Below are 13,191 nucleotides of genomic sequence, written 5' to 3' on the forward strand. Positions count from 1 at the left end.
CCACCCGGTCCAGGTCTCCGGAAGCCTTAAGCTCCTCGGCAAACACCGCGGCAGCACGCATGGGGCCCACCGTGTGTGAACTGGACGGGCCTATTCCGATGGAGAAGAGGTCAAAGACTCCAACAGCCATTGTCGGTTCCTAACTAGGTAAGTGGTCGGGCGGGGATGTAGTCGGGATGGGTGGCGCCTGGCCGGATTCCTCCGCGTGCTCGGTCGCGAAGACGCCCGCTGTGCGGACGTGACGCTCCCTTAGACGCATGCTGCCGGATGCCCGGCCAGTCGCCGCTGCCCCGTCACCAAGGCGACGGGCCCCTCCGAGGGGCCGGCTGACCGCGGTTTTCGAAAGCGTGCGTCTAAGCGAGGTACGAGCGAGCACGCGTGAAAACTGGGGCCCGCCAGCCCCGGAGCCGGGGACGCTGGTTTCGACAAGCTCAACCAGCGACGGACAAGATCAACCTGCGAGGCTGGCGACAGACGGGTACAGCTGGTGGGCTTCGGCGAGTGCCTCTACCCTGGAGCGCAGTCCGGACAGGTCTGCGCCAGCGTCGGCGATCAAGGCCTCGGCGATGATGTCCGCTACCTCCGTGAACGCAGCCTCGCCGAAACCGCGGGTCGCCAGCGCCGGGGTGCCGATCCGCAGCCCCGAGGTGACCATCGGCGGGCGCGGGTCGAACGGGACGGCGTTGCGGTTGACCGTGATGTCGATTTCCGCGAGGCGGTCCTCGGCTTCCTGGCCGTTGAGCTCGCAGTTGCGCAGGTCCACGAGGACCAGGTGCACGTCGGTACCGCCGGAGATCACGTTGATCCCCTTGGCGGTGACGTCCGGCTGGACCAGGCGCTCGGCCAGGATCCGGGCGCCGGCCAGCACGCGCTCCTGGCGTTCCCTGAACTCGGCCGAGGCGGCGATCTTGAACGCCACTGCCTTGCCGGCGATGACGTGCTCCAGGGGTCCGCCCTGCTGGCCCGGGAACACCGCGGAGTTGATCTTCTTGGCGATATCGGCGTCGTTGGACAGGATGATGCCGCCGCGCGGACCGGCGAGGGTCTTGTGCGTGGTGGAGGTGGTGACGTGGGCGTGCGGGACCGGGGACGGGTGCAGCCCCGCGGCCACGAGGCCGGCAAAGTGCGCCATGTCCACCATCAGGTAGGCCCCCACGGAGTCAGCGATCCGGCGGAACTCGGCGAAGTCCAGCTGGCGGGCGTACGCGGACCAGCCGGCGACGATCAGCTGCGGCTTGTGCTCCTGGGCCAGGCGTTCGACCTCTGCCATGTCGATCCGGTGGTCGTCCTCGCGGACCTGGTAAGGGATCACGTTGTAGAGCCGGCCGGAGAAGTTGATCTTCATGCCGTGGGTCAGGTGACCGCCGTGCGCCAGGTTCAGGCCCATGATGGTGTCGCCCGGGCGGATCAGGGCGTGCATGACCGAGGCGTTGGCCTGCGCGCCGGAGTGCGGCTGGACGTTGGCGTATTCGGCGCCGAACAGGGCCTTGACCCGGTCGATGGCGAGCTGCTCGATCACGTCAACGTGCTCGCAGCCGCCGTAGTAGCGCTTGCCCGGGTAGCCCTCGGCGTACTTGTTCGTCAGCACGGAGCCCTGCGCCTGCATCACGGCAGCGGCGGTGTGGTTCTCCGAGGCGATCATTTCCAAACCGGTGCGCTGGCGGGTCAGTTCGTCGTCGATCTTCGCGGCGATCTCCGGATCCAGTTCGGCGAGAGTGGCGTTCAGGCTCGCGGACGCTACGGCTTCGAAGGTTGCCGTTGCAGCGCTTGCCCCGCTCACAGCTCGCCGCCGTTCTTTGAAGCGTATTCCTCGGCCGACATGAGCGGGCCCTCTTCGGTCACGGCGACCTTGAACAGCCAGCCGGCACCATACGGATCGCTGTTGATCAGCGCCGGATCCGAAACGACGTCGTCATTGATCTCGACAACCTCGCCCGTCACCGGTGCATAAAGGTCCGAGACGGACTTGGTGGACTCCACCTCGCCGCAGGTCTCCCCCGCGGTCACGGCCGAGCCGACCTCGGGCAGGTCCACGTACACAATGTCGCCGAGCGCATCGGCAGCCACGGCGGAGATACCAATCCCCACAGGGCCCGACCCGTCAGCAGCAACCCATTCGTGCTCTGCGGAGTACTTCAGTTCAGCAACAACCTTGCTCATGTTTTTTCCTTACGTTTGAAATCTGGTGGTTCGGCTGCGGGGGTCGGCAAGCTCAACCCCCAATGATCGAGCTTGCTGTGGCCTCGGTTTCGACAAGCTCAACCAGCGGCAGGCCGTAAACCCCAGCACCCTTGGCTTTCGAAGGCGCCCTTTATGGTGGCTCCGTCGGGGTCCGACATCCGGAAGCGTGCGTCTAAGGGAGCGTCACGTCCGCTCAGCGGGCGTCTACGCGACCGAGCACGCGGAGGATGCCGGTCCCGACGGTACGGGACTTACTTTTCGCGCTTGTAGAAAGGCAGTGCGACGACTTCGAACGGCTCTGCCTTGCCGCGCAGGTCGATGTCCAGGGCGGTGCCCGGCGCAGCGTGTTCGACGTCGACGTAGGCCATCGCGACCGGGTAGCCGAGGGTGGGGCTGGGCTGGCCGGAGGTGACTTCGCCTATGACGTTGCCTTCCTTGAGGACCGGGTAGCGGCCGCGGCCGGCACGGCGGCCCAGGCCCTTGAGGCCCACCAGTTTGCGGCCAGTGGTGGAGCCGGTGCCGGCTGCCTTGAGTTCGCTCAGGGCCGCCTTGCCGATGAAGTCGGATTCCTTGGCGAGGGAGACAACCGGGCCCAGGCCTGCGGCATAAGGGTTGCCTTCACGGGAGAGCTCGTTGCCGTAGAGCGGCATGCCGGCTTCCAGCCGCAAGGAGTCGCGGCAGGCGAGGCCGGCGGGGATGAGCCCGTGCCCGGCGCCAATCTCCAGCAATGCCTCCCACAGGCCTGCTGCGTCCTCGTTGGGAATGTAGATCTCGAAGCCGTCCTCGCCGGTGTACCCGGTGCGGGCCAGCAGCAGTTCCTGTCCGTTGATTTCGACCTCGACGGCGGCGTAGTACTTGAGCTCCGTAACGAACGGGTGCTGCTCGCCCGGGACCAGCGCCAGCAGAATGCTTTCTGCGTTCGGTCCCTGGACGGCGATCAGGGACGTCTCGGCAGAAACGTCCTCCACCTTGACGTCGAAGCCGGCGGCCCGTTCGGCCAGGGCGGCGGCGACCACGACGGCGTTGCCGGCGTTCGGCACCACGAGGTACTTTTCCTCCCCGCGGCGGTAGGAGATCAGGTCGTCGATGATGCCGCCGTCTTCCTGGCAGATCAGCGAGTACTTGGCCTTGCCGACGGCAACCGCCGACAGCTTGCCGGCCAGCGCGTAGTCCAGGAAGGCTGCGGCGTCCGGGCCGGTGACCCAGACTTCGCCCATGTGGGAGAGGTCGAACAGGCCGGCAGCGTTGCGCACGGCGTGGTGCTCGGCCAGCTCAGAGGAGTACTTCAGGGGCATCTGCCAGCCGCCGAAGTCGGTGAAGGAGGCGCCGGCCTTCTTGTGCTCTTCGTAGAGCGCGGTGTAGTTCTCAGTCATCAGAAATCCTTAGTTTTCAAACTCGGAAAGAGGTGGGCAGGAGCAGACCAGGTTGCGGTCCCCTGCCGCGCCGTCGATCCGGCCTACCGGAGGGAAGTACTTGTCCTGCTTCAGCGTCGGGACCGGGAAGACAGCCTGCTCGCGTGGGTACTTGCGGGCCCAGTCGGTGCTGATGACGGCGGCAGCGGTGTGCGGTGCATTGCGCAGCGGGCTGTCCGCGAGTGTGAAGTCCCCGGCGGCGACCTGTTCGATCTCGGCGTGGATGGTGATCATCGCGTCGATGAAGCGGTCGATCTCCGCGAGGTCCTCGGACTCGGTGGGTTCCACCATCAGCGTGCCGGCAACGGGGAACGCCAGGGTGGGCGCGTGGAAGCCGTAGTCGATCAGGCGCTTGGCCACGTCTTCCGCGGTGACGCCGGTCCTGGCCGTCAGTTCTCGCAGGTCCAGGATGCACTCGTGCGCCACGAGTCCGCCTTCGCCGGTGTACAGCACCGGGAAGAACTCGTTCAGGCGGGAAGCAATGTAGTTCGCCGCGAGCAGCGCAGACTTGGTGGCCTCAGTCAGGCCCTCCCCGCCCATGAGCTTCACGTAGGCCCAGGAGATGGGCAGCACACCGGCCGAGCCGAAGCGCGAAGCCGAGATCGCCACACCATGCCCTGCCTCGTGAGCGGCCTTGTTGGCGTCGCCCGGCATGAACGGCGCCAGGTGGGCCTTGGCAGCGACCGGACCGACGCCCGGGCCGCCGCCGCCGTGCGGGATGCAGAAGGTCTTGTGCAGGTTCAGGTGGGACACGTCGCCGCCGAACTTGCCAGGCTGGGCGAGCCCCACGAGGGCGTTGAGGTTGGCGCCGTCGACGTAGACCTGGCCGCCGGCCGCATGCACCGAGTCACAGACCTCACGCACATCGGCGTCGTACACGCCGTGGGTGGACGGGTAGGTGATCATGATCGCGGACAGGACGTCCTTGTTGGCCTCGATTTTGGCGTTGAGGTCGGCGTGGTCGATCGTGCCGTCGGCCGCCGTGGCGACTACAACAACCTTCATTCCGGCCAGGACGGCGGAGGCCGCGTTGGTGCCGTGGGCCGAGGCCGGGATCAGGCACACGTTGCGCTGGTCGTCGCCGCGGGAGAGGTGGTAGCCGCGGATTGCCAGCAGGCCCGCAAGCTCGCCCTGGGAACCGGCGTTCGGCTGGATGGACACCTGGTCGTAGCCGGTGATTTCGGCGAGGTCGGCTTCCAGGCCGCCGATCAGTTCCCGCCAGCCTTCGGTCTGGGAATCCGGGGCGAACGGGTGGATGGAGGCGAACTCCGGCCAGGAGATGGCCTCCATCTCGGCAGTGGCGTTCAGCTTCATGGTGCACGAGCCCAGCGGGATCATGGTGCGGTCCAGGGCGAGGTCCCGGTCCGAGAGCTTGCGGATGTAGCGCAGCAGTTGGGTCTCGGAGCGGTGGGTGTTAAACACCGGGTGCTGCAGGAAATCGGAAGAACGCAGCACAGTCTCGGGCAGTTCGAAACCCTTGGCCGCCACCACCGGACCGGCGCCAAAGGCGACGACCACCGCGGAGAGGACCTCCGCCGTCGTCGTCTCATCGACTGACACGCCAACCGTGTCCGCATCGATAAAGCGCAGGTTGATGCCCCGGGCCTCGGCAGCGGTAATGACCTTCCGGGCCTTGCCGGGCACGCGGACCGTGACGGTGTCGAAGAAGGATTCACTGACCAGTTCCCGGCCAGCGACCTTCAACGTGGCGGCGAGGGCCCTGGCGTTGTTGTGGACGGTCTCGGCAATCGCCTTCAGGCCGTCGGGGCCGTGGTAGACGGCATACATCGAGGAGACGATGGCCAGCAGGGCCTGCGCGGTGCAGATGTTGGAGGTGGCCTTTTCGCGGCGGATATGCTGCTCGCGCGTCTGCAGGGCCAGGCGGTAGGCGGGGACGCCGGCGTTGTCCTTGGAGACGCCGACTATACGGCCAGGCAGCGTGCGTTCCATGCCTTCGCGCACCGCCATGTAGGCCGCGTGCGGGCCGCCGAAGAACAGCGGGACGCCCAGTCGCTGCGTGGAGCCGACGGCGATGTCGGCGCCCTGCTCACCGGGAGGGGTAATCAGCGTCAGGGCCAGAAGGTCGGCTGCCACGGTGACCAGCGCGCCCCGTTCCTTCGCCTCTGCAATCACACCGGACTGGTTCCACACCCGGCCGGAAACCCCGGGCTGCTGGAGTACGACCCCGTTGATGTCACCGTCGGGCAGGCCCTGGGACAGGTCGGCAACCTCCACCTCGAAACCAAGTGCTTCGGCGCGGCCCTGCACGATGGCGATGGTCTGCGGCAGGCAGTCGGCGTCGATAACGGTCTTGCCGTCGCGGGCCGTCTTGTTCTTGTTGGCGCGGCGCATCAGCAACACGGCTTCGGCGACGGCGGTGGCCTCGTCCAGCAGGGACGCGTTGGCGACCGGCAGTGCCGTCAAGTCCTGGACCATGGTCTGGAAGTTCAGCAGCGCCTCGAGCCGGCCCTGGGAGATTTCCGGCTGGTACGGCGTGTAGGCCGTGTACCAGGCCGGGGCTTCGAGGATGTTGCGGCGGATGACCGGCGGCGTGACGGTGTCGTAGTAGCCCTGGCCGATCATCTGCACGGCCGTCTTATTCTTGGAAGCCAGCTTGCGCAGCCCGGCGAGCACTTCAACTTCGCTGAGGGCGCTGTCCAGGCTGAGAGGCTTTTCCTGGCGGATGGAATCGGGGACTGCAGTGTCGACGAGGCCATCCACGCTGTCGTAGCCGACAGCCTTGAGCATGGTGTCGATGTCTGTTTGGCGGCGGGCGCCGATGTGGCGGTCTGCGAATGTGGACGGGGACGACTGGATCGTCATGTGAGGAACTCCATAATTCAGGTGGCACTGGAGTGCCACGATGATTCGGGTTCCTCCCCGCTCTGTATTGGACCTGAGAGTTTCCGCTTTGCCTGCTGTTAGCAGGCGCCACTTGCACCGTCGGTGAGCCCGGTTTCCCGGACTGCTTTCCAGAGTTGCCTTGCCGCGGCGGTACGTGGGCCTGAGAGATTCCTGGGGAGGATTTGCTCCTACGGCGCCTGCTGAACGTACCGGCAGGACTCTCCCGCCGCAGATCATAAGCCGTGCCACTGGTGGGTGACACGGCTCACACATTATCTGCTCTCCGGCCTGGATGCAAAATATACGTCAAATGAGTCCTTTTGCAGCCTCGAGAAAGCCGCCAGCAGGGCAGCAAAGCGGACGACGGCGGGACGTTCCGCCGTCGTCCGCTTGCTTTGGGTGCCGCTCCCCTACAACAAGACTCAGTCGTCGAGGAACCGCAGCAGGAACGGGACTGTGGCATGCATCGTCCGGAGGTCCCCGGCACTGGCCGCCAGCTCCCCGAGGTAATCGCCGTGGCCACCGGGGATGACCAGCAGGCGGGCGCCCGGGATGACGCTGGCAATCCTCGCGGCGTGCTCGGCAGTGGCAACGTCGCGGTCTGCGCTCACCACCAGCGTGGAGGCTTTGATGGTGCGCAGCTCGTCGTCGGACCAGCCGGCGAAGTCCAGGATGCGCCGGCTGTCCAGTTCGAAGAGTCGCTCCAGGTGGCCCGGTTCGGGATTGAGACTGCGGTCGGCATCCTTGTAGGTGTCGGGCATGTCGTCCAGGGTGGCCTTCGCCATGCCGTCCCAGAACTCGTCCGGCACGGCATCGCGGCTCACAAACGTAGAGGCGGCGATGAGGCGCCGGACCGCGGCGGGATGCCCTAGTGCCAGCGCGATGGCGGTGTGGCCGCCGGCGCTGAATCCCAGCACATCCACGGTTTCCACGTTGAGCTGCTCCAAAACGGCGAGGATGTCGCCGGCGGAGTTCCCGGCGGTGAGGGGGCGGCGGGTCGGCTGGGTGCGGCCATGGCCCTCCTCCTCAACGGCAATCACCTGGCGCTGTTCGGCCAGCAGCGGGATGAGTTCGCTGAAGTTGGTGCCGATGGTGGAGCCGCCTCCCGGGATGAGGAGCAGCGGCGGCTGGCCGGGCACCACCCGGCCGTGGACCTCGTAGTACATGAGAAGGCCGTCGTTGTCCGCGTAGCCGTGGGTGAAGGTCACACGGCATCGTAACCCCGGGGCGCTTCCGACGAACAGGGCTCAGAACCGCATGCAAAGTGGACGACGGCGGGATGTCCTACCGTCGTCGTCCTGCGTTTGGTGCCTCTCCCCATAGCGCCTACCGGCCGGCATCAAATCGGTGCAAATCAATCAAAATATATTGATTGACCATGCGGCGCAGCTCGGCCGACGGACGTGACACGTACTGCAGCCTCAACCTGGCTTTGTATCGCGAACGGCTCGCCGAAGCCGGTGCGGCGCTTCACCCCGGCCTACGGCTGGTTCCCGCTGTGCTGACACCGCCCGCGGGCGGTCCTGGCCTTCAGCCGGTTCAGCCACGCGTTCGTGTGTTGTTCCTGTGTACGGGAAACAGCGCCCGATCCCAGATGGCCGAGGCGATCTTGGCCAGCCTCGGCGGCTCCCAAATCGAAGCCGTCAGTGCGGGCAGTCACCCCAAGGACCTGCACCCCAACGCCGTACGCGTGATGCGTGAGCGCGGCATTGACATTAGCGGCGCCCGCTCCAAGCATCTGAGTGAGTTCGCAGAGCACCGGTTCGACTATGTGATCAGCCTTTGCGACCGCGTACGGGAGGTATGCCCCGATTTCCCGGGGCCGCCTGCGAGGGTGCACTGGAGCATCCCCGACCCGGCGGCCGAAGGGGCTGCCGACCAGGACAATTACCCGGTGTTCGTCCGCACGGCGGACGAACTGAACACGCGAATCCAGTTCCTGCTTTACGCAATCGAGTACTCCCAAACGAGTTCAGAGGATCTAGACATGCCCAGCGACCTTACGGACATGGTCAGCGTCCGATACATGGTGGACGACGTCGACGCGGCAATCGACTTCTACACAAAGCACCTCGGATTCACACTCAGGATGAGGGCCGCACCGGCATTCGCCGACGTCGTACGCGGCCGGCTGCGGCTCCTGCTGAGCGGGCCAACCAGCTCGGCAGGGCGGTCAATGCCGGATGGCACGGTGCCTGCCCCGGGGGGATGGAACCGCATCCACCTGATCGTGAGCGATATCGCGGCCGAAGTGGACCGGCTTCGCGCTGCGGGCCTCGCGTTCCGGAACGACATCGTCAAGGGTCCGGGCGGTCAGCAGATCCTGAGGGAAGATCCGTCCGGCAACGTGGTCGAATTGTTCCAACCCGCCGGCGGATAACGGGCGTGATGGGCATCAGAAATGGTGCCCGCAGGATGGCAGGATTGGGGCATGGACATCATCGCCTTCCTCGAAGCCCGGATCGCCGAAGACGAAGCCATCGCGCTGGCCGCCTCACCTGCGCCCTGGGAATGGTTTGGTAGACCCGGGAGCGACACCGCAGCCCTCTACTCCGCCAACGAACGAATCGTGCTCGACGCTCGCGCCGACCACGCACCCGGTCACCTCGAATGCAAAGCCACAGACCGGGTCTACATCGCATGGTTCAACCCCGGCCGCATCCTCGCTGAATGCGCCGCGAAACGACAGATGCTGGCCAACGTCCCGCTCGTCACCGACATCCGCAGCGAAGTCGACGGCACCAGCGAATACGTCCTGATGTGTATGGCAGCCCCCTACAGAGACCACCGTGACTACCAAGAAGGCTGGGCCATCGAACTCTGAGCTGCGGTTTACGTAGCTGACCCGCCGCAGCCCGTACCTCAGCCCTCGACGCCTGTGCTGAGGCTGAGGTCCCGCCATTGGTCAAGCTCGGCGCGCTCTGCCTGGGCTACGGCGGCAAATGCGTCGAAAGCGTCTTTGCCGAGCACTATCAGCGACGGCGGGTTCGCACTGTTGACGACCGCCAGGATCGCTTCTGCCGCCTTGGCTGGGTCGCCCGGCTGGGTGCCGTGGATCGTGTCGTTCTCCTTGCGCCGTTTCCCGGCCGTCTCTGCGTAGTCCTCGATCGCCGTCGCTGACTGCGTGAGTGAGCGGCCGGCGAAGTCCGTGCGGAACGCGCCGGGCTCGATGACGGTGACCTTGATGCCCAGCGGCTGCAGTTCCTTGTGCAGGGATCCGGACAGGCCCTCCAGGGCCGACTTTGTTGCCGAGTAGTATCCGGAGCCGGCCGGTGAGATGCGCGCTCCGATGGAGGAGATGTTCAGGATGGACCCAGCCCTTTTCGCGCGCATGTCCGGGAGGACCGCTTTGATCATGTCCACTGCGCCGAAAACGTTAGTGTCGAACAGTTGCCGAATGTCGGCGTCGTCCGCTTCCTCCACCGCGGCGCGGTAGCCGTAGCCGGCATTGTTAATGAGCACGTCGATGCCCCCGAAGCGCGTCCGGGCCTGCTGCACCACCGAGCTGATCTGTGCCCGGTCGGTGACGTCGAGGGGCAGGGCCAGTGCCGTGTCGGGGAAGGCGGCCGCGAGATCGTCAACCGTGGTGACGTTCCGTGCTGTGACGACCGCGTTGTCGCCGTGGGCGAGCACTGCCTGAGCGACAGCCCGGCCGAGTCCGGTCGAGCATCCTGTGATGAGCCATGTAGCCATGAGGTCTTCCTTTCGTGGGGGATAGCAGTGGGGGCGACGTGCGCTAGGGGCGGACGAGGACCTTGAGGGATTCGCGGTTGTCCATGGCGCGGTAGCCGTCGGGCACGTCGTCGAGGCTGATGCTGCGGTCGAAGACCTTGCCAGGGTTCACGGTGCCGTCGAGGACACCGGGCAGCAGGGCTTCAATGTAGGCGCGGACGGGGGCCGGGCCGCCGGTGAGGGTGACGTTCGGGCCGAACATGCTGCCGAATCCGATCGGGGCATCCTCGTACTGCGGCACGCCGACGCGGCTGATGACACCGCCCGGACGGATCACGCCGAGTGCCTGGTCGTACGCCGGCCGGTGTCCTACGCACTCGAGCACCGTATGGGTGCCGTCGCCACCGGCTAGCTCACGGACCCTGGCAATGCCTTCCTCGCCGCGCTCGGCGACGACGTCGGTGGCCCCGTATTCGATGCCCAGGTCGGTGCGGGCCTTGTGCCGGCCCATCAGAATAATCTGCTCGGCACCCAGTTGCTTGGCCGACAGCACCGCCATCAGGCCGACAGCGCCGTCACCGATGACCGTGACGGTTGTCCGCTCGTTCACTCCGGCCTTAATGGCGGCGTGGTAGCCGGTGCCGTACACATCGGAGAGGGTCAGCAGGGAGGGCAGCAGCGCGGAATCCTCGTCGACCGGTGCCTTGACCAGCGTGCCGTCAGCGAACGGGACGCGGATGGCTTCGGCCTGGGCGCCGCCGATGCCGCCGGCGGCCCAGAACCCGCCGTGGCGGCAGGAGGTCTGCAGGCCCTCGCGGCAGAAATCGCAGGTCCCGTCGGACCAGGCGAACGGGGCGATGACGAAGTCGCCCTTCTTCAGCCTGGACACGTCCCTGCCCGTCTCCTCGACGACGCCGATGAACTCGTGCCCCATCGGGCTACCCTGCTCGGAGGCAGGCATGCCGTGGTAGGGATGCAGGTCCGATCCGCAGATACACGAATTCACGATGCGCACGATCGCGTCGGTCGGATCCTGGATGACGGGGTCGGCACGTTCTCCACGCGCACGTCTCCGGCTGCGTACATGATGGTTGCTCGCATTGTGTTTCCTTTCGTTTCTCCAGAATCGGAGCTGGGGCGGGCGGTGCTGGGACCGCCAGGGGGCAGGGCGTCAGCGCGTGAGTACGCGCAGCTCCTCACGCACGTGTTGCTGCTCGCCGTCCAGCGGCATGTTCGGCTGATCGTGCACGCCGTCGAGTCCGCCGGTGGGATCCGCTGCGAGGGGGGCGAACAGGGCCTCGAAGTCCGCGGGCGCGGTGCCAGCGGTTGCAACGAGCTCGAAGGTTTTGCGCTCCGCGCCCGGTGAGTTGAGGCTGCGGACCAGGACCTGGGCAATCTGGCGCCGGGCAATGACGCCGTCGCTGGAGTCCCCGGCCTGACGGGTGTCGCCCTGGAGCAGGACGAGCCGGTGTTCGTCGGGCCCGTTGTAGTCGAACCAGCCAGGCCGCACGATCGTGTACGGCAGGCCGGTGGCACGGACGAGCCGTTCGGAACGCCGCTTCCAGTCGTGGGCCTCGGTGGACCGGTTGTAGGCTCCGGTGCGGTTGGTGACGCCGATAGAGGTCATTAGGGCTAACCGGACTGTCCGATTGCCCAGGGCTGCCAGAACGTTGCGTACCCCGCCGTAGTCCACAGTCTCGGCACCGACCTTGCCGGCGCCGTCCGAGCCGAGGGTGAAGACGACGGCGTCGACCCCCTCCACGGCGCCGGCCAGCGTCTCGGGCCGGGTAACGTCCCCGACGACGACCTCCGCTTCCTTGGGCAGCCGCCGGGCCTTGTCAGGGTTGCGCACCAGGGCCCGGGTGGTGTGCCCCTGCCGGATCGCTTCCTCGACGACGAGCCGGCCGATGCTGCCGGTCGCGCCGACTACCAGCACGGTGCTGGGGCGAGTGGTCATTGTTGCTCCTAGGTTGTTGGCGGCCCAGGAAAGGGCTCGCTGAGGTTCACATCCATACAACAGGAGACGATCCCAAGGTGGAAGGGACTGTTGATACAGGTACTCACAGTGCCTCCCGTCCCTGGTTGAAGGCTTCTAGGGTGGATGAAGTACCAAGGAACAGGAGACCATCATGGGCGACGTCATTGTTGTCATCGGAGCCGGCTCGATCGGCCAGGCAATCGCCCGGCGCGTCAGCGCGGGCAAGCAGGTTGTGTTGGCGGACCTGAATCAGGGCAACGCCGACGCGGCGGCCGAGGTGCTGAGCAACGCCGGTTTCGAGGTCAGCACAATGATTGTCGACGTGTCCTCGCGCCAGTCCATTCATACCCTCGTCGAGGCGGCCACGGCGTTGGGCGACGTCACCGGCGTCATACACGCCGCGGGTGTCTCTCCCAGCCAAGCGTCGCCGGCGACCATCCTGGCCGTGGACCTGTACGGGACTGCCGTGCTGCTTGAGGAATTCGGGAACGTCATCGCCCCCGGCGGCGCCGGCGTGGTCATCGCTTCGCAGTCAGGGCACCGCCTGGGTGCCCTGACTCCCGAGGAAAATACAGCTCTCGCGACCACGCCGGCCGACGAACTGTTGGCGCTCCCGATGCTTCAGCCGGACCAAGTCACAGACTCCCTTCACGCTTACCAGCTGGCCAAGCGCGGCAACTCGCTCCGCGTGATGGCCGAGGCCGTCCGATGGGGCAAACGCGGCGCGCGGATCAACACGATCAGCCCCGGCATCATCTTCACCCCGCTGGCCAAAGATGAACTGACCGGCCCCCGAGGCGAGGGATACCGCCGCATGATCGGGTTGTCCCCGGCAGGGCGCGGCGGCACTCCGGACGAGGTCGGCACGGTGGGCGCTCTCCTCATGGGCCAGGACGGCGCGTTCATCACCGGCAGCGACTTCCTCATGGACGGCGGAGTGACAGCATCCTACTTCCCCTGTGTGTCAGGCTGTTGTGTGACAGGTTCCCTGTTGCTGGAGCCGGTGCTCAGGGCGGGGGGAAGGTCCGTCATGGATTTCGTTATGCCTGTTCGTGTTTCGAACCGGAAGCACTTCACTACCGACCAGAAGCACGCGATTCTGGA

The 13,191-nt window shown here is 66.2% G+C and carries 11 protein-coding genes, 1 pseudogene and 2 riboswitches; of the genes and pseudogenes, 3 read left to right on the forward strand and 9 right to left on the reverse strand.

Features of this window, described 5'->3' with window-relative positions:
- The 6 genes from AC1DD3_RS21760 to AC1DD3_RS21785 all read right to left on the reverse strand — a co-directional run.
- On the reverse strand, positions 1-130 hold a 130-nt coding region (locus AC1DD3_RS21760; protein WP_476882384.1), incomplete at its 3' end, for a serine dehydratase beta chain.
- A gap of 321 nt (positions 131-451) precedes the next feature.
- The gene (gene glyA, locus AC1DD3_RS21765) at positions 452-1,780 is read right to left on the reverse strand and encodes a serine hydroxymethyltransferase (RefSeq protein WP_476876765.1); all 1,329 of its coding nucleotides are present in this window, start codon (positions 1,778-1,780) and stop codon (positions 452-454) included.
- Entirely contained in the window at positions 1,777-2,160 is a 384-nt protein-coding gene (gene gcvH / locus AC1DD3_RS21770) for a glycine cleavage system protein GcvH (protein ID WP_230121167.1), read from the reverse strand. Before gcvH ends, glyA begins: the two co-directional genes overlap by 4 nt.
- 272 nt (positions 2,161-2,432) lie before the next feature.
- Positions 2,433-3,554, reverse strand: coding sequence for a glycine cleavage system aminomethyltransferase GcvT (gene gcvT / locus AC1DD3_RS21775; RefSeq protein ID WP_476882503.1), 1,122 nt, complete (start codon positions 3,552-3,554; stop codon positions 2,433-2,435).
- 9 nt (positions 3,555-3,563) lie between these two features.
- On the reverse strand, positions 3,564-6,416 hold the full coding sequence (gene gcvP, locus AC1DD3_RS21780) for an aminomethyl-transferring glycine dehydrogenase (protein WP_476876767.1): 2,853 nt from the start codon (positions 6,414-6,416) through the stop codon (positions 3,564-3,566).
- A 52-nt stretch (positions 6,417-6,468) separates the two neighbouring features.
- Positions 6,469-6,574, reverse strand: a riboswitch (glycine riboswitch).
- A gap of 1 nt (position 6,575) precedes the next feature.
- A riboswitch (glycine riboswitch) is annotated at positions 6,576-6,673 on the reverse strand.
- A gap of 186 nt (positions 6,674-6,859) precedes the next feature.
- Positions 6,860-7,645, reverse strand: a complete 786-nt coding sequence (locus AC1DD3_RS21785) for an alpha/beta fold hydrolase (protein WP_476876768.1) — start codon at positions 7,643-7,645, stop codon at positions 6,860-6,862.
- Between the two features lie 170 nt (positions 7,646-7,815).
- On the opposite strand from AC1DD3_RS21785, the gene AC1DD3_RS21790 reads away from it, so the two are divergent.
- Together AC1DD3_RS21790 and AC1DD3_RS21795 are read left to right on the forward strand one after the other, a co-directional pair.
- Positions 7,816-8,817 carry an arsenate reductase/protein-tyrosine-phosphatase family protein gene (locus AC1DD3_RS21790; RefSeq protein WP_476876769.1) on the forward strand — a complete coding sequence of 334 codons (1,002 nt, stop codon included), beginning with the start codon at positions 7,816-7,818 and terminating at the stop codon, positions 8,815-8,817.
- Between the two features lie 51 nt (positions 8,818-8,868).
- Positions 8,869-9,261 (forward strand): DUF6221 family protein, encoded by a 393-nt coding sequence (locus AC1DD3_RS21795; RefSeq protein ID WP_230121157.1) that lies wholly within the window; start codon positions 8,869-8,871, stop codon positions 9,259-9,261.
- Between the two features lie 38 nt (positions 9,262-9,299).
- Here the strand turns inward: AC1DD3_RS21795 and AC1DD3_RS21800 are convergent, their stop codons facing one another.
- The 3 genes and pseudogenes from AC1DD3_RS21800 to AC1DD3_RS21810 form a co-directional block, all read right to left on the reverse strand.
- Complete coding sequence (locus tag AC1DD3_RS21800; protein WP_230121155.1) at positions 9,300-10,130, reverse strand: oxidoreductase; 831 nt, start codon at positions 10,128-10,130, stop codon at positions 9,300-9,302.
- Positions 10,131-10,173: 43 nt separating this feature from the next.
- Positions 10,174-11,210, reverse strand: a pseudogene (locus AC1DD3_RS21805) (alcohol dehydrogenase catalytic domain-containing protein).
- Positions 11,211-11,280: 70 nt separating this feature from the next.
- Positions 11,281-12,066, reverse strand: coding sequence for an SDR family oxidoreductase (locus tag AC1DD3_RS21810; RefSeq protein ID WP_476876771.1), 786 nt, complete (start codon positions 12,064-12,066; stop codon positions 11,281-11,283).
- Between the two features lie 172 nt (positions 12,067-12,238).
- Between AC1DD3_RS21810 and AC1DD3_RS21815 the strand changes: the two genes are divergently transcribed.
- Positions 12,239-13,191: SDR family oxidoreductase (locus AC1DD3_RS21815; protein ID WP_476882504.1), on the forward strand; the 953-nt coding region annotated here is incomplete at its 3' end.

The sequence above is a fragment of the Arthrobacter sp. 05T444 genome, assembly GCF_056395905.1.